The following is a 16,915-nucleotide window of genomic DNA, read 5'->3' as shown; positions in this document are numbered from 1 at the left end:
TCCGATTGTCTCTTTGGTCATGCTGCGACTTCCTTTTGAATTGGTCCACGATAGGTGTCAGGTGTATGCCCCGCGTGCACAGGGCGTTGTGTGTCCGCCGAAAGGGCCGCGGCCAAGGTCCATTCCAGCGCTGCCAGCCCGTCCGCCCCCGTGGCCAGTCCCGGGTCCTGCGCGCCCCCCACAAGAGCGGCAAAGCGGTCCAGCTGCGCGGCAATCGGGTCGATCTTTGCGAATGTCGCAGCGGGCGTCATCGTCAGGGGGCGGACCAATCGGCGGCCCCGGTCCACGTGGTGCAACTGGGAAAGGCCAGCGCGCCCCCCTCGCAGGTGATGCGCAGATAGTCCTGACCGCTGGCGGCAATGCCCGGATTCTCGCCGGTCGCGGCCTCGAACGCCCAAGGGGACGCGCCCGCGTCTGACACCACAAAGGACCCAAGCGCGCCGCCCTCGAACCGCAGGGTCAGGGCCGCTGTATCCTCGACCGCAAGGCCCCGCCGCGCCGTCGACGTGGTGGCCGTGATCTCCCTGATTTCGCCCACCAGCAGGCGCAAAAGGTCCAACTCATGGGACAGGTTTGTCATCAGCGGCCCGGCCCCGGGCGCGCGCCGCCATGGCACGTCGAAATAGGCATCGGGCTTTCGCAGGGACCAAAACCCCTGCACCGCAACGATGGGGCCAAGCCCCGCCAAGCGCGCCTGCGCCGCGGCCACAAAGGGGTGACAGCGGCGGTGGTGCCCGGTGATCAGGGGGGTGTCTTTGGCATGGTCGATCAACGCCCGACCCTCGCCCAAGGTGCCCGTGATCGGCTTTTCCACCAGCACGGCGCAGCCGCGATCTAGCGCGGCCATGGCCCCCTCGAAATGGGCCGGTGTGGGGGTGGCGATGATGACAGCCCGAGTATCCTCAGGTAGATCCATCACATCAGAAACAGCCCGTAAACCTTTGTCATTCAATACTTTTCGGAGTGCATCATCCGGCTCCACCACAGCTGACAGGCGCACCTTGTCGCTGGCCTGCGCCACCTGCACATGGCGCATCCCGATCAGGCCCGCGCCCATGACCGCGACAGGCAGTCTCACATCACCGCCCCGATTTGCCATGGCACGAACTCATAGTCGCCAAGGCCCTGCGCCTCGGACTTGCTGACCTTGCCCGAGGCCATGTCCAGCCACATCTGATAGATCTCGCGGCCCACCTCCTCGACGGTTTTTTCACCGGTCAGGATGGTGCCTGCGTTCACGTCCATGTCGTCGGGCATCCGGGCGAACAGCTCGGAATTGGTGGCGACCTTCATCGACGGGCTGGGCTTGGCCCCAAAGGCAGACCCACGCCCGGTGGTAAAGCACACGATCTGACAGCCGCTGGCGATCTGGCCCGTAACACTGGCCGGATCATAGCCGGGGCTGTCCATGAACACAAAGCCCTTGGTGCGTACGGGTTCGGCGTATTTGTACACCCCCATCAGCGGGGTCGTCCCCCCTTGGCCGCAGCGCCCAAGGACTTTTCAAGGATCGTCGTCAGACCGCCCTTCTTGTTCCCGGGGCTGGGGTTATTGTCCATGGAGCCTTTGTTGCGCGCCGTATAATCCTCCCACCAATGGATCAGATCAATCAGCTTTTCGCCGGTGGCGCGGTCCTTGGCGCGGGCGGTCAAAAGATGCTCTGCCCCATAGATTTCAGGGGTTTCCGCCAAGACCCCGGTGCCCCCCTGGGCCACCAGCAGGTCGCAGGCATAGCCCACAGCGGGGTTCGCGGTGATGCCGGACCACGCATCCGACCCACCGCATTGCAGGGCCACCATCAACTCAGACACCGGGCATTCGGTGCGGCTGGCCTTGTTGACCTCGGGCAGCATCGCCTCGATCTTTTTGATGCCAAGCGCCACGGTTTTGCGCAGACCGCCCACGTCCTGGATGTTCATGGTTTGGAACAGGGGACCGGGGGTCAGCCCGTAAGCCTCCACTAACCAATCGATCTGGTTCATTTCGCAGCCTAGACCGGCCATCAAAACGCCGCCCACATTCGGGTTCTTGGCATAGCCCCACATCACCCGTTGCAAGGCCTCGAACCCATCGCCGCTGTCGGCCATGCCGCAGCCCGTCCCGTGCACGAATGCGCACACGCCGTCGACGTTTGGATAAGATTCCAGCACGGATGGGGTAAAATGATCCGCAATCATCCGCGCCGCCGTGGCCGAGCAATTCACCGAGGTCAGCACCGCGATGTAGTTGCGCGTGCCCACCCCATTGGCCCGCCGATAGCCCATGAAGGTGTCGCCGGTGGCGGGGGCCACGGGGGTCAGGTTGGTGGCAAACTCATAGGCCTGATCCACCGCGCGAAACCCAAGGTTGTGGGTGTGCACATGGGCGCCCTTGGCGATGTCCTGGGACGCATAACCGATGGTCTGGGCGTATTTCGTGACCGGCTGCCCCTTGGCGATATCGGTCAGGGCAATCTTGTGGCCGCGCGGGATAAATTGAATGGCACCTTCGGTCCCGACCTCCAGGGGGGTGACGGCGGTGGCGACATTGTCGGTGGCGGAGAGTTGGACGGTCTTCATAGGGGCCTCAGGCGCAGACCGGCGCGTCGGCGCGCCAGCGGTGGATCGGGATATGGGGCGCGTCAGACAGGCGCGCGCGGGCCTCTTGCCACGCTGCGCGCCAGGCTTGCCAGTCGTGCAATTCGGTCTGGGGGGCAGATCTGGAGCGCGCTACAAAGGACGGAAAGTGTGCGCGGCCCGTGGGTTGTCCGGTGACGTTGAACCGAATGTCAAAGGACCACCGGAACCCGTCCGTGCGGTTGGGCAGGCTGGCATGGGGCGTCAGCGGGTGAAAGAACACGGCCCCCCCAGCCCGCACTGGCAAGGCCCGGGCCCGCGTCATGTCCAGCGCGCCGGGGGCGATCGAGGTCTGTTTTTGCGGGCAATGGGGATACATCTGCGGCTTGCCCGGCACGACCTGCAGACAGCCGTTCTCGGGCGTGGCATCGGTGATCGCCAGCCAGCAGGTGACCATCTGGGTGCCGTCCGCGTCCGCGTGGCCCACGGCGCGATCTTGGTGCCACGCTGTGGCGGTGATATGCGCCCGCGCCTCGTCTGCGGTCAGATCAGCGGCCGGGGGCTTGATGCGCACGTGCTGGATCGGGTTCGAGGTGATCTCGGGTCCGATCAGCGCCTCGACGATGTCCAAAAGGCGTTTGTGGCGGATCATCTCGAACACGGCGGGGCCGAAGTGGAACGGCGTGTCGCGGGTGATCGCGTCCCCGGGCAGGCTGATATCCATGGGCTGGAACCAGTCCAGTCCGGCCTTGTAGCTGGTCAGCAGCTTGTCCCAGAAATCGCCGCCCTGCCCCTGTGGCAGCAGGCCCTGATCCTGCCAATCGGCATAAAGACGATCCAGCAGGTCGGCATATTCGGCGCGCACGTCCGACAGGCAGTCGGGCGACAGGACATCGTCCACCACCAGCACTCCGTCGCGGTGGAACGTGTCGATTTGTGCAGCGGTCAGGGTCATGCTCGTACTCCTTCTAATCTGTCCCAGTCGAAGGCCACACCGTGGCCCGGGCGGTCCGGGGCGATGGCATGGCCGTCCTCGATCCGCAGGGGTGTTTCGACGTAAGCCTCTAGCCCAAAGCCGTGGGCCTCCAGGTAGGAGCGGTTGGGACAGGCCGCCAGAAGGTGCACGGTAATGTCGTGCGCCCCATGAGAGGTCACGGGCAAATGGTGCGCCTCGGCCAGTCGGGCGATTTTCATGAACGGGGTGACGCCGCCGCAATTGGTGACGTCAGGTTCGGGAAAGCTGACGCCGCCGCCCTCGATCACGGTTTTGAAATCCCACACGGACCGCAGGTTTTCGCCCGTGGCCACGGGGATGCCCCCTTCGGTCTGCACGCGGGCGTGTCCTGCGGGGTCGTCCGGGGGGATCGGTTCTTCGAACCACGTCAGGTCGAAATCCACAAAGGCCCGGGCGGCGCGGATGGCCCCCGCCACGGTGTATTTCATGTTGGCATCGGCCATCAGAGGCATATCGGGGCCGAAAGTGTCGCGCATGGCCGACAGTTTCGCCACGTCCTCGGACAACCGATCCCGGCCCACCTTCATCTTGATGGCCCGGTGGCCGTTTTCGATATTGGCGTGGGTCTGGTCCACCAGCTGCGCCGCCGTCAGGTCCAGATCAATGCCCCCGGCATAACACGGCACCGAAGGGTCATAGCCCCCCAGCAGGGAATAAAGCGGCAGGCCCGCCCGCACTGCCTTGAGGTCCCACAGGGCCATGTCCAGGGCCGATTGGGCGAACATGGTCGGCCCGCCCCGCCCGCCGTAGTGGAAGGCCCAGAAGACGTCTTTCCAGATCGCCTCGATCAGCGCGGGGTCGCGGCCCAGCACCATGGGCCCCATCTCGCGGGTCAGGATGTTGGCAATCGCACCGCCATTGACGCCGCAGGTGAAGGTATAGCCCACGCCTATGGCCCCATCGGTATCGGTGACGCGCACCGTCACAACCTCGAACCCGGCCATGGCCCCGTGCATGGAATCCTCCAACACACGGGGCAGCGGGATCAGGTAGTGATCCGTCTGGACCCTGTCGATCCGGGTCACAGCAGCAACGTCACGATCGGTGGCCACAGCAGCAGAACCGCCAGCGCGCACAGCTGAATGCCGATGAACGGCAGGAAGCCGCGGAAGATATCGGTCAGGCTGATGTGCGCCGGGGCCACGGATTTCAGGTAGAACGCCGCAGGGCCAAAGGGCGGCGACAGGAAGCTGACCTGCATGTTCATGCAGAACAGGACCCCGAACCAGATGGCCACGTGGCGCGGCTCCAACTGGCCGAAGACGCCGATTTCTTCGACCGGCAGGCGCAGGACGATGGGCAGGAACACCGGAATGATCAGCAGCACGATGCCCACCCAGTCCATGAAGGCCCCCATGAACAACAGGATCAGCATCATGAACAGGATGATCATCATGGTGGACAGTTCAGACCCGATGATGAAGTTCGCCACGTAAGTGGGACCGCCCGCAATGGTGTAGGCCCCAGCCAGCGCGGCCGCCCCGATGGTGACCCAGATGATGGTGCCCGTGGATTTCAGGGTCCGCATCAGGCTGTCCCACAGCCCGTCCACCACCGCCGGGATCCGAAGGGTGCACAGCAGCAGCGCGCCAAGGGTCAGCATGACCGTCGGGATGGTCACCGCCGCAGATCCCCAGATGAAGTGCGGGGCGATCAGGACCACGACGACCCAGCCCACGATCCAGCCGGTGTGGGATTTGACCGTCTCGGCCCATTCCGCGCCGGTCTTCTGGTACAGGGTCATCAGGATGTAAACCGCCAGCGCGCCCATGCCCGCGGCTTCGGTGATGCCGGTGATGCCGCCATAGATCGAGCCCATGACGACGCCGATCACCACCACGGGGGGCACAAGGCCCTTACCCATGGACCAGCCGCGCAGGACCTTGTCCTTGCCGTAGTAGAACCAGCCCAAGGCCGCGCAGATTGCGACCAGCACCGCGAAGAAGCCCACGTGCCACGGGGTGCCAAGTGTAATGGGATCCACGCCCTCGATCACCGCGTTCTGGCCCGTCAGGGTAAAGAACAACGCCCGTAGGAACAGCACGACCGAAAAGCCCCCCACCAGTAGGGTCAGGAAGGCCATGAACAGCCCGCCTTTTTCGCGGCCCACGGGATCGCCCGGTTCGGGGTCCGGCAGGGGCGCATCCTCGGGGTGAATTTTGGTGCGGATGATGATGTAGATGATGATGAAGCTGGCCAGCATGAAACCGGGCAGGAAGGACGCGGTGAACAGCGCCTTGATCGAGGTTTCCGTGATCAGCCCATAGATGATCAACACGATGGACGGTGGGATCATGGTGCCAAGGCTGCCGCTGGCGCAGATCGTGCCGATGGCCAGGTTCTGGTTATACCCAAGGCGCAGCATCTGCGGCAGGGCGATCAGGCCCAGCAGGACCACCTCGCCCCCGATGATACCGGACATGGCAGCCATGATCACAGCCATGATCGAGGTGACGATAGCGATGCCGCCGCGGGTGCGGTTCAACCAAATGCTCAGCGACGAATACATGTCCTTGGCAATGCCCGAGCGTTCCAGAAGGGCGGCCATGAAGATGAACAGCGGGATCGAAATCAGGACATAATCCGTCAGCAACCCGTAGATCTTTTGCGCAAGGATGTTGAGGGGCCCTGACCCGGGCCTGCCCGTCAATATCCCCTCACCCCACGTATAGGTGATCTCGGAGGAGAACATGGCCAACAGGGCGTCCGGCTCGAACCGCATGAACAGGACCAGAACGGCCAAGACGGCCGAGGCCAGCCCAAGGGGCATCCCGATCGCCAGCAGCACCAAAAGCGCCAGCATCAGGACCAGTGATATGGTTCCAACGTCCATGGGTCAGTCCTCCTTCACGCCGGCCGCGGCCTTCAGGCGCGCGATCTCGTCTGCGTCAATGTCATCGGCTGCGGTGTGCAACACGGGTTCTGCGTTCCAATCGGCGATCAGATTGATGATGGCCTGCACGGCCACCAGCGGGATCACGATCAGAACAGCCATTTTCAGGGTCGCGGGCAACGGCGGGTCAAAGGCCGTGCCGAAGGTCTCCCAGCGGTAGAACTTGGCAAAGGCCTCACCATAGCCGCCGTAGACCAGAAAGAAAGCAAAGGTGACGATCAGCCCTGTGGAGATCACATCAAACGTGCGCTGCAACCAGCGGGGGCAAACATCGTAGAGCAGAAAGATACGGATGTGGCTGCGTTGCTGCATGGCATAAAGCCCCGCCAGCAGGAACACGAACCCGGCCAGCCACAGGGACAGCTCGTTGGCCCAGATCGTGGGCGCCTCGAACACATAGCGCAGGACCACTTCGTAGAGCATCACGCTGGTCAGCAGCACCACCAGCAGCATTGTGACCCGCCCGATGAACACGGCGATACGGTCAATCGCGCTCCAACTTTCGAACTCCATGGCGGCGCGGCGCACGGTCATGACACCCAGAACGAAGAACACAGGCATCAGCAACAGGGCGGTGTAATCCACGATATCCGCCCGCCCCCCGAACAGTCCGCCCAGATTGGGCGTGACGTCGTGGCGTTCGAACAGGCCCGACAGACGCGCCATGGCGCTGTCTGTTTCGGGCGGTGCCCAAGACAGCGTGAAGGCTGGCACATGCCACGTGACCCAGCCTGCGCACAGGATGAAGGCCAAGGGCATAAGCCACTCGATCATGGTTCCCGATTGTTTGCTTTGCATAATGCTTCCCCTCCCCAAGGGCGATTAGGCGACCTTGTAATGTTCGATAAACGCAAGGTCAGGGGCCACTCCTAACCCCGGTCCTTGCGGTATGGTGACACGACCATCGTTGGCAGCGACCTGACCTTGGATATCCAAGGGATCCATCAACAACTGATCGCGGAATTTGTTGTCCGTGGTGTCGAATTCCAGCATCGGTTCCCACGGGTGCAGACCACCGGGCAGCGCGGGCATGGCGGCCAACAGTTGCAGGTTGGTGGCAACCGCAATGGCGCTGCCCCAGACGTGGTTGATCACGGGCGTGAAATGGGCGTGACACAGGGCCAGCACCCGGATGTATTCGCTGATCCCGCCCAGGGCGCAGACCTCGGGCTGGGCAATGTCGAGCCCCCGGTTTTCCAGGATGGCGCGCCAGCCCCACCGGCCAAACTCAGCCTCCCCGCCCGAGATGTTGGTGCGTAGGCCCGCGCGCAATTCGCGGTAGCCGGCGTGATCCTCGGGGGCCACGGGTTCTTCGAACCAATAGGCGCCCAATTCGTCTAGGGCGCGGCCCACGTAAAAGGCGTCAGACGTGGTGTAGCAGTGGTTGGCATCCACCATGAACCGCGCCTCCCCGGCCCCGTCTGCTACGGCGGCACACAGTTTGACATCATCACGGGGTCCCAGGCCCACTTTCATCTTGGTGGCCTTGAACCCTGCGCCGATGATCGCAGCGGCCTCGTCGCGGAACAGATCGGCCATGCTGGCCGCATCCATGTCCGGGCGCAGCATCATGCCGTAGCCATAGACGGGCACGTCATGGCGGTGTGCGCCACCGATCAACTGGTGGATCGGCAGCCCCGCCACCTGCCCCGCGATATCCCAAAGGGCGATATCCACCCCGGACAGGGCCTGCATGGGCATACCCTTTTGCCCGTGGTCGCGCAGCATGTTGTAAACGTGATGCCAGATCGCGTCGCGGTCCATGGGGTTACGGCCCAGCACCATGGGGGCAATGACCCCTTCGACGATGCCCTTGTTGGCCAGCGCAATTGCGCCCGGTCCGAAACACTCGCCCCAGCCGGTCAGTCCCTCGTCCGTGCGGACCTCGACCAGATGCGCCGTGCGTCTGCTGTAATACTGTTGGGAATAGCCCAGCGTTTCGGGCATGTCGTACTGAAGTACATGACTTGTGATCTGCGTGATCTTCATGCGCCAACACCCGGAAAAGACTGGAGAAAGCACATACCGCCAAGGCCGTACGTGCATGATGTGGACCGCCCCAGAACAGGGGCGGCCCGGTTAACCCTGACGGATTATTCTTGGACCAGACCCAGCTGGTTCAGGTAGGCCAAGTGGCTTGCGACCAGTGCTTCGGCCTCAGGCGTGGTGGCGTACTCGGGCCAGGTTTCCTGAGCGGCCTTGCGGTAGGCGGCCAGATCCTCGTCAGACCAAGTGTGCAGGGTGATGCCCTGTGCGGTCAGGTTGGCCGCGGCTTCGGCGTTTGCGCGCTCAAACCGCATGGCGGTGCGCAGGGACAGCGCCTCCATCGCGACGTTCAGGATCGTCTTGTGATGCTCTGGCAGGGCATCATAGACGGCCTTGTTGCACGCAAGGTGATCCGACGGCATGGAGTGGAAGCCGGGGAACGTCGCGTGACCCGCGATGTCATAGAGGCCCAGCCCGACGTTGTTGGCCAGCGCCGAAGCGTCCGCCCCGTCGATGATACCGGTTTCAAGCGCGGTGAAGATCTCTGTGAAATCCATCACGATGGGCGAGGCGCCCAACTTGGCAAAGATGTCTGTCTGCATGCCGGGGGGCGAGCGGAACTTCCAGTTCTGCAGATCTTCGAGGCCCGCCAAAGGTTCGGTCGAAGACAGGGACTCCTGCCCCGGCACCCACCAGCCGATCAGCTGCATGTCGTAGGTGTTGTACAGAGCTTGGGCCGCTTCCATGCCGCCGCCTTCATACAGCCATGTCAGCTGCTGGATGGGGGTAGAATAGCCGCCCATGATGTCGCCGACGAACTGGAACGCAGGGTTCTTACCGGTTTGATAACCACCACCGGTCATGTCGCAATCGAGAATACCCGTGGCGGCAGCGTCGAAGGTCTCAACGGATTTCACGACCGAGGACGAATAGAACATCTCGATGGCGATTTCACCGTTGGACATGCGCTGCACGTCTTCGATGTAGCTGGTCGCCAACTGACCCATGGGGGTCTCGGGCGCGTGGTGTGTTTGGATGCGCAGTGTGGTTTGTTGTGCATTTGCGGCAACGCCTGTTGCCAGCACTGCGACGGCAGCAGCCGTCGCCAAAAGCGACTTCTTGATCATTTTTAATACTCCCTGTAGTGAGCCTCCCCGCCCACTGTTGTTAGATGGTATACCATCCTGACTCGTACGCTAGACCGAAGTTGCCTTCCCAAGCAACAGTGTTTGGTATACCAAATTTCAAAAAAGGGAGGGACGCCCCCGTGGAAAACACCCGGGCACATACGATTGCGGACCAATTGCGCCGCGAGATTCTGCGCGGCACCCTAAAGCCGGGCGCACCCATCAAGGAACGCGACAACGCCGACGCCCTTGGCGTCAGCCGCACGCCCATGCGCGAGGCGATCCGCATTTTGGCCCAAGAAGGATTGGTGGATTTGCGCCCTGCCCGCAGTCCGATTGTCGCCAATCCGTCCTTCAAAGAGGCCACGGACAACCTTGTGGTTCTGATCGCCCTCGAAGAATTGTCGGCAAAACTGGCGGTCAAATACGCCACCGCCGACGACATCGTTAACATCGAACAGGCAAACGCCCGCATGGCCGAAGCGTTCGAGACCAGCGATTCGGTCGAACGTTTTGAGCGGGACATGGAGTTTCATAGCGCCATTGCCCGTGCCTCGCACAACCCAGAGTTGATCGCGACCCACCGCGCCTACTTGGCCCGGATGTGGCGGGTTCGGTCCCTGTCGTCGCGCGGGCGCAAGGAAAAGGCCCGAGTCTTGGGCGATCATGCCCGGATCATCGAGGGCTTGAAACGCCGCGATGCGCCCCAAGTTGTCACGGCGATCGACGAGCATCTTGATGCGCTGATGAATTCTATCAAACAACGCTACGATCAGGCGGCGCAGCAAGCCTCTGATCCCATTATCCAAGGGAGAGACAAATGAAACTACTGCGATTTGGTCCTAAAGGTCAGGAAAAACCCGGGGCTTTGGGCAGCGATGGCAAGGTGCGCGATGTGTCGGCCCTGACAGGCGACTTCGCCCGGGACACCGTGTCGCTCGAGGCGATTGCCCGCTTGCAGGCCGCCGACATCGACGCGCAACCCATTGTCGACGAGCCTGGGCGGATTGGGTCCTGCCTCGCAGATGTGCCGAATTTTTCTGCATCGGCTTGAATTACGCCAAACACGCCGCCGAAACCGGGGCCGAGCCCCCGCAGAGCCCATCGTGTTTTCAAAAGCCAGCAGCGCGCTGTCGGGCCCTTTTGATCCGGTGATCATACCACGCGGATCGGTCAAGGCCGATTGGGAAGTCGAACTGGGTGTCGTGATCGGCAAGACCGCGCTTTATGTGTCTGAAGAGGACGCGCTGGACTACGTCGCAGGCTATTGCACGATCAACGATGTCTCTGAACGCGCGTTTCAGATTGAACGCGGTGGCCAATGGATCAAAGGCAAATCCGCGCCCACGTTCGGACCGATTGGCCCCTATCTTGTGACCGCCGATGAAGTGGCCGATCCACAGGCGCTGGCCCTTTCGTTGTCGTTGAACGGCGAGACCGTGCAAGCCTCCGACACGTCGGACATGATCTTTTCGGTGCGCCAAATTATCAGTCATATGTCGCAATTCATGGAACTTCAGCCCGGTGATATCATTGCGACCGGCACGCCCTCCGGTGTGGGCATGGGCATGAAACCGCAACGGTTCTTGGCCCCCGGGGACGAGATGGAAATCACCGTCGAGGGCCTTGGGACGCAAAAGCAGACCGCCGTGGCGGCTGACTAGACACGGTGCTTGCCCCGGGTTGCATCCGGGGCAAGCGCTGCTTCATCCCATACCAAACAACTCAAAATCAGCAGTGCCAGAATTCGCTGTTTGAACTTGGTCCTGCACGGTTTCATTCACTATTTTTTGCTGTACTTTTCCAGTCGTTGGCCAGAACCGAACACGTCTGGCCTGCGTGCCCCCAAGAGATTGAGCAAGGCAGGGAATCCCTTCGTCTTTCAAAAACCCCAGAACAAAGTCTGCATTTTCTTGCCCGATGCGATCGCCACGCCCCAACATGGCCGCGCCGCCAAACACCTTGGCTTGCAAAGCACTTCGGTCGGCACCAAGCCGCAGTATGGAGTTGATCAGCGTTTCCATCAGGTTAACCTGCGCCATGGCGCCCATGGCATCGCCTGATCGGTGTGTGGGCAGTAGAACATGGTTCAACCCCCAACACCACGTCGCGCATCGTAAAGAACCGTGGACACACAAGACCCCAGAACCGTGGACAGAACCACGTTGGCCTCTGCCGAGACGTATTGCGTGCCCTGTGGCACGTGGATGATCCGCTCCGACCCCATAGGTTAATGCGCCACAACTGGTGTTGATAGGCGAGGCACGGACAGTAGTCCTTTGGCGATGTCTTCCAATGGAGTGCCCATATCCGCCCCGCCTGCCTCGATCGCCATTCTCGGCATGCCAAAGACCACGCTTGTGGCTTCATCCTGCGCAAAAGTCGACGCTCCCAAGGACCGCAAACGTGCCAATTGCGCAGCCCCATCGCGCCCCATGCCGGTCAGGACGGCAGCGCTGACCTTGGTGGCAACAGGGCAAAGGGACTCGAACAGTCGATCAACGGACGGACGGTGCCCGGTCACACGATCTTCAGAGCACAATTTCAAGTGGCGGCCATCGGCGTGGAGCGTAAGATGCGTCTCTTCCCCAGGCGCAAAATAGATGTGGCCTGGGGCGACGGCCAAGCCATCTTGCGCAAGCGCAACCTTGGGCGCAAGACGCGCGTTCAGGCGCTGAGACAGCGACACAAGAAACGCAGCAGGCATGTGTTGCACGATCAGGGTGGGCGGGCACATGGCGGGGAATTGCCCCAAGACACGTTCCAATGCATCCACCCCACCTGTCGATGCTCCGATTGCAAGAATGCGATCCAAGGATGTCTTTTCCAGTGGCGACACCGGTGCACTGGCTGTGGCCATCGGCTGTGCTCGGGCGCGCAGCCGTGACTGGCCCGCCGCCCGCAACAACGGCAAGATTTGCCGCCATGCGTCTAGCCCCCGTCCGCGGGCTTGCCAAACACCTCGACGGCCCCCAAGGACAGGGCTTGGATTGCGGTTTCTGACCCTTGGTGGGTAAGGCTGGAGCTCATCACGACAGGCATGGGGCGCAAGGCCATGAGACGACGCAAAAACTCCAGACCATTCATGCGTGGCATCTCAACATCCAACACAAGGATATCAGGGTGCGTGCGCTTGATCATGTCGCGCGCCACGACAGGATCCTCCGCCTCGCCGACGACCATAAAGTCGTCAGCTTCGTTAATCACTGCGGTCAGCAGTTTGCGCACAGTGACCGAGTCGTCCACGATGAGGACCTTGCGTATCGGTTTTTGGGCGCGACTGAGCATCAAAAGTCCAGCCAGTCATCAAGTTCGTTGGACGTTTGAGGGACAGCGACGCGGGCTTCGGCGGTATTGGCTGGCGAGCGGTTGACCGAGAGCGCTGGCGCAGGAGCCGAAACAGTGCGCGGTTTGGCCTTGGTGCCGACATCCGCGCCACGGAAGTGCTCCAACAAGCCGATCAACTCTTCTGCCTCGCGGTTTAGCGCTTTGCTGGCAGCGGTCGTCTCTTCGAACATGGCCGCATTTTGCTGCGTGACTTGGTCCAACTGACCCATGGCAGAGTTGATCTCGGTGAGACCGCTGCTCTGTTCCTTGGCCGAAATCGCGATATCACCTACGTGATCCGAGATACTGGTGACGTGGCCCACGATTTCTTTCAGCGCGGCTCCGGCCCGGTTCACCAAAGCGACCCCCTGATCCACTTGGCCCGTGCTATCGGAAATCAGGGCGTTGATTTCATGGGCCGCATCCGAGGATCGTTGAGCCAGTGCACGCACTTCGGACGCGACGACTGCAAATCCGCGGCCAGCCTCGCCGGCGCGGGCGGCCTCGACGCCCGCATTCAACGCCAAGAGGTTGGTTTGGAATGCGATATCTTCGATCACTGCGATAATCTTGGAAATCTTGTGGGAAGACTGTGAGATCGCGCTCATCGCGTTGATCGCGTCATCCACGATCTCGCCGGATTGCTCCGCGTTGGTCTTGGCCTCTGACACCATTTGGTTCGCCTGCCCTGCCCCATCTGCGGCGGAGGAGACGGATGCTGTCATTTCTTCGAGGGCGGCCGCGGTCTGTTCCAAGGTGGCGGCTTGTTTTTCGGTCCGCAAAGACAGGTCTGCGGCGGCATTGCTGATGTCGGCAACCTCGCCCCGGATGCTTTCGGCATTTTCACGGATGGAGGACATTGCGGTCATCAAAGCATCTGCCGTTCCATTGAAATCCGAGCGCAGCGTTTCGTATTCCGGGTTGAAAGCCGTCGTGACGCGTACGCTGAGATCCCCATCCGAGAGCTTTGACAAGCCTTCGCGCAGCTGTTCCACGACCGCGTTCTGCGCCTCGGTTTGCGCGGCCAACTCCGCCTCTTTGCGATTTGCGTCCTCGCGGGCAGATGTGACATCCGACAGGATCGCAACGGCGCTGTAGACTTTGCCCGTGGTGTCCGTCACCGGGTTGATCACACCGGACCACCACGTGGTCGTACCCGCACGGCACGTCGCGCGGAGCAAAACAGATTGGCCCTCACCTTGCATCACGCGTTGCATCGTTGCGCTCAAGCTGTCGCTGCTGGTGTCCACGGACATCACGTCATCAAACAGGCGACCGGCAACAGACATGCCCAAGCGATCATCGAGGATCTGATTGGCAGTCTTGATCTCGCCCTGATCGTTGATTTCGATCAAGCACTGTGCAGCCTCAATCCCGGCCACAACAGAGGCGATCCGGCGCGTTTCAGTCACATCGTTCCACAGAACGATATAGCCAAGGATATCACCTCCCTCATCCAACACAGGGCTGATTTCGAGTTGCATCCGCGTATCTTCAATCTTGATATCGGCGGTCATGGAACCGCTGTCCATCTCGGTGATCCGGTCCCGCACATATCGCGGATTGCCATGAAAGGTATCAATGGATTTGCCGATGAGGTCATCGGGATCGAAGCCGGAAAGCCGGGTGCGGATGGTCTCGGCATGTGTGTGCATAAAGGCGCGCATGCTGGCGTTCATGTGGGTGATCACGTGATCAGCGTCCGCGATCATCAAAGCCCCCTGGGCAGTTTCAAAAGCCGCGCTTTTGAAGGTCTGATCCGTCGCAGCCTCTGCGCTTGCGCGCAGGCTGGCCTGTAGGTCGGCAACAGAGGCATTGATCTTGCCGACTTCGTCACTGCGGCGATCCTTGGGGAATGCCTCGTCCAGGGACCCTTGGGCAATCCGACCGATACGGGCAACAGCCAGGGTTAGCGGGCGCGACAGCGTCCGGGCGACCAAAAGGCTGAGCGCTGCGATGATGGCCTGCACCACCACCAGTTGGATAAGCAGGTCGTTCCGCAGGCCCACGATAGAGGAGAAAACCTCGTTGGTGTCTTTTTCAAGCCAGACCGTCCATTGCTGTCCAAGGACATTGATTGGCGCTGTCTTGGCCACGACCGTTTCGTAGACCAGCCCCGAAACAAGGTCACCCTGACCCGCTGTGGCCGTGCCGGAAATGATGTTGCTCACGACTGTTCCGGAAAGCGGATCGTTGACCTGTGCACCGATCTGCGGAAGAGCGGCACGCAGCCGACCGTCGGCCCCCACGATAGTCTTCACGACATTTTCGCCGACCAAGGGGTCAGCAATCAGCGTTGTGCTGAGCGTCGTTTGAGAGATCCGGGCCGCCAGCACGCCGATCGCATCCCCACGCCCGTTGCGGATCGCACTTGCGACAAAAGCAGAGGGAAGATCGCCCGTTGCGCTATGGGATCCGAAATCCGAGAAGACCACTTGGTCAGATGTTCCCATGGCACGCTCAAAGGCCACCTGCAGACTGCCCGAACCGTTTGCACCGGCACCTACGGGCAGGCCGAAATCCTCGTGCTTGTTGACGGAATAGAGTACCTTGCCATCGGTGTTGATCAGAAGGACGTCTTCAAAACCTGCACTGTCTGCGAAGGTTTGGAAGCGACCGTGATACATCATGTGTGTGTTCGAGAAGGTGGCTTGATCGGGAAGCTCTACCATAGTGCGCCAGCTCTCTCTTGGTCCGGCAGCAGAATACGCACCCCGGATCGCGTCGAGCGTGTCACCATCCGCCTCGCGCCAGTACCCTTCGAACGAGAACAACGCCCGCCGCGTGCCCTCGTTGCTGGCGGCCAAGGCTACATCGCGTCCCCAAGTCTCGAAAATACGCTCTATCTCGGCCCCGTTTACGTCCACGGCGATCTGAAGTTTTTCATCCACCTTATCCAACAGGATGGACCGCGCGTCGTGCATCGCGACCCATGCACTGATCCCTTGGGCCATCAGCGCAAACCCCATAAAGAACAGCGGCAGCTTTACGCCTAGCCGCAGAGAGTTGAAAAACTTCATCCTTGGATCCCCTCAAAAGACATACCGGGCCGCACAAGGCTTTGCGCGCCACTTACGGATACCCTTGGGGTCAAGGTCTCAAGAATTCGTTTATCGCCCGGTCCGCCGGGGCGCAAAAACCCGGAAAATTGTTCACATTGGGTCTTGCACACACCTACCTTGTCCTCTTAAACCACCGGCACGGACAGGTGGCCGAGTGGTCGAAGGCGCACGCCTGGAAAGTGTGTAGGCGGGAGACCGTCTCCAGGGTTCGAATCCCTGTCTGTCCGCCACCTTTTACAGTAGTAACCTATTCGGTGCGTCTGAGTATCTGCAGAAACAGGGTGCGCACACGCAAAAGCGCCCCGCGCATGCGGGACGCCATATTTCGTAATTTCTGTGACTTAGCGTGTGAAGCTGCGCGCCACGATCCGACATTTGCCAAAGTCGTCTGAGCGCAGGCTTTCACATTTGGCGAGCGCCGCAGTATCGGCAGCAGTCTGCGTGTCAAAATTGCGTGCGGTGCCGACGATCACTTCCTGACGGTTGCTACACCCGGCAAACAGCTTTCTGGTCGTCGGCGCGGCCATCGCAGCAAACCCGCCGGTGCGCGCACCCCAATCCGCCAGCTGTTGCCGATCCTCGGCACAGACGGCCCCAGCGATCTGGACGACGCGCTGGCTGCCTGCCATCGCATCCATCGCCGTGTCAGCCTTAACGATCGTCACGGTAGAGAGAGTCGCCGCCAAAACTGCGAGCGCTTTTACGAAATGTACTTTGGTCATCTTACCACTTTCCTAGTTACCTTGCACCCTTTCGGTGTATGGCGACGACCAAATGCGAAAAATGGGAAATGTTGCACCGGTGAACCCGGGGACAAGCGCGCGGGCCTTCCCCTGACGCAAAAGGGCCACCCAGTGGGCGGCCCTTTCGACACAATCGTCCAGCGATTACCGCTTGGCTATTCGGACCGTGCATTTGTTGCATAAAGATCAATGTGTTACGCATATTCG

14 protein-coding genes, 1 tRNA gene and 2 pseudogenes are annotated in these 16,915 nt (G+C 61.3%); 3 read left to right on the top strand and 14 right to left on the bottom strand.

The genetic code is table 11. The features are described from left to right. Positions 1-17 precede the first annotated feature (17 nt). The 9 genes and pseudogenes from ACZ1G0_RS08100 to ACZ1G0_RS08060 all read right to left on the bottom strand — a co-directional run bounded on the left by ACZ1G0_RS08100 (position 18) and on the right by ACZ1G0_RS08060 (position 9,576). Positions 18-269 carry a hypothetical protein gene (locus ACZ1G0_RS08100; protein ID WP_472736478.1) on the bottom strand — a complete coding sequence of 84 codons (252 nt, stop codon included), beginning with the start codon at positions 267-269 and terminating at the stop codon, positions 18-20. Beyond that, a complete protein-coding gene (locus ACZ1G0_RS08095; RefSeq protein WP_472736477.1) occupies positions 254-1,078 on the bottom strand; it encodes a Gfo/Idh/MocA family protein in 825 nt (274 codons plus the stop codon). Before ACZ1G0_RS08095 ends, ACZ1G0_RS08100 begins: the two co-directional genes overlap by 16 nt. Beyond that, positions 1,075-2,558: pseudogene (locus ACZ1G0_RS08090) on the bottom strand (UxaA family hydrolase). Before ACZ1G0_RS08090 ends, ACZ1G0_RS08095 begins: the two are co-directional and overlap by 4 nt. Positions 2,559-2,565: 7 nt before the next feature. After that, positions 2,566-3,510, bottom strand: a complete 945-nt coding sequence (locus ACZ1G0_RS08085; protein WP_472736476.1) for a phytanoyl-CoA dioxygenase family protein — start codon at positions 3,508-3,510, stop codon at positions 2,566-2,568. Further along, positions 3,507-4,622 (bottom strand): mandelate racemase/muconate lactonizing enzyme family protein, encoded by a 1,116-nt coding sequence (locus tag ACZ1G0_RS08080; protein WP_472736475.1) that lies wholly within the window; start codon positions 4,620-4,622, stop codon positions 3,507-3,509. Before ACZ1G0_RS08080 ends, ACZ1G0_RS08085 begins: the two co-directional genes overlap by 4 nt. Continuing rightward, a complete protein-coding gene (locus tag ACZ1G0_RS08075) occupies positions 4,592-6,403 on the bottom strand; it encodes a TRAP transporter large permease (protein WP_472736474.1) in 1,812 nt (603 codons plus the stop codon). Before ACZ1G0_RS08075 ends, ACZ1G0_RS08080 begins: the two co-directional genes overlap by 31 nt. 3 nt (positions 6,404-6,406) lie before the next feature. Beyond that, positions 6,407-7,237 carry a TRAP transporter small permease subunit gene (locus tag ACZ1G0_RS08070; RefSeq protein ID WP_472736473.1) on the bottom strand — a complete coding sequence of 277 codons (831 nt, stop codon included), beginning with the start codon at positions 7,235-7,237 and terminating at the stop codon, positions 6,407-6,409. 48 nt (positions 7,238-7,285) lie between these two features. Then, positions 7,286-8,452: a mandelate racemase/muconate lactonizing enzyme family protein gene (locus ACZ1G0_RS08065; protein WP_472736472.1), complete on the bottom strand. Its 1,167-nt coding sequence runs from the start codon at positions 8,450-8,452 to the stop codon at positions 7,286-7,288. Between the two features lie 104 nt (positions 8,453-8,556). Further along, the gene (locus ACZ1G0_RS08060) at positions 8,557-9,576 is read right to left on the bottom strand and encodes a TRAP transporter substrate-binding protein (RefSeq protein ID WP_472736471.1); all 1,020 of its coding nucleotides are present in this window, start codon (positions 9,574-9,576) and stop codon (positions 8,557-8,559) included. A 140-nt stretch (positions 9,577-9,716) separates the two neighbouring features. On the opposite strand from ACZ1G0_RS08060, the gene ACZ1G0_RS08055 reads away from it, so the two are divergent. Further along, entirely contained in the window at positions 9,717-10,400 is a 684-nt protein-coding gene (locus tag ACZ1G0_RS08055) for a GntR family transcriptional regulator (protein ID WP_472736470.1), read from the top strand. Continuing rightward, positions 10,397-11,240: pseudogene (locus ACZ1G0_RS08050) on the top strand (fumarylacetoacetate hydrolase family protein). Before ACZ1G0_RS08055 ends, ACZ1G0_RS08050 begins: the two are co-directional and overlap by 4 nt. 42 nt (positions 11,241-11,282) lie before the next feature. Here ACZ1G0_RS08050 and ACZ1G0_RS08045 read toward each other — a convergent pair. From ACZ1G0_RS08045 to ACZ1G0_RS08030, 4 genes are all read right to left on the bottom strand, one after another. Then, a complete protein-coding gene (locus ACZ1G0_RS08045; protein ID WP_472736469.1) occupies positions 11,283-11,600 on the bottom strand; it encodes a chemotaxis protein CheD in 318 nt (105 codons plus the stop codon). 206 nt (positions 11,601-11,806) lie between these two features. Next, positions 11,807-12,343, bottom strand: a complete 537-nt coding sequence (locus tag ACZ1G0_RS08040) for a CheB methylesterase domain-containing protein (protein WP_472736468.1) — start codon at positions 12,341-12,343, stop codon at positions 11,807-11,809. Between the two features lie 164 nt (positions 12,344-12,507). Further along, positions 12,508-12,822 carry a response regulator gene (locus ACZ1G0_RS08035; protein WP_472736467.1) on the bottom strand — a complete coding sequence of 105 codons (315 nt, stop codon included), beginning with the start codon at positions 12,820-12,822 and terminating at the stop codon, positions 12,508-12,510. Between the two features lie 41 nt (positions 12,823-12,863). Continuing rightward, a complete protein-coding gene (locus ACZ1G0_RS08030; RefSeq protein ID WP_472736466.1) occupies positions 12,864-15,923 on the bottom strand; it encodes a methyl-accepting chemotaxis protein in 3,060 nt (1,019 codons plus the stop codon). 182 nt (positions 15,924-16,105) lie between these two features. Between ACZ1G0_RS08030 and ACZ1G0_RS08025 the strand changes: the two genes are divergently transcribed. Beyond that, positions 16,106-16,195, top strand: a tRNA-Ser gene (locus ACZ1G0_RS08025). Positions 16,196-16,306: 111 nt separating this feature from the next. Here ACZ1G0_RS08025 and ACZ1G0_RS08020 read toward each other — a convergent pair. Then, positions 16,307-16,687, bottom strand: a complete 381-nt coding sequence (locus ACZ1G0_RS08020; protein ID WP_472736465.1) for a hypothetical protein — start codon at positions 16,685-16,687, stop codon at positions 16,307-16,309. Positions 16,688-16,915: the final 228 nt, after the last annotated feature.

Source organism: Thalassobacter sp. HA4-2, assembly GCF_055693705.1.
The sequence above is the reverse complement of the archived record's forward strand: the minus strand, read 5'-3'. Positions and strand labels throughout refer to the sequence as shown.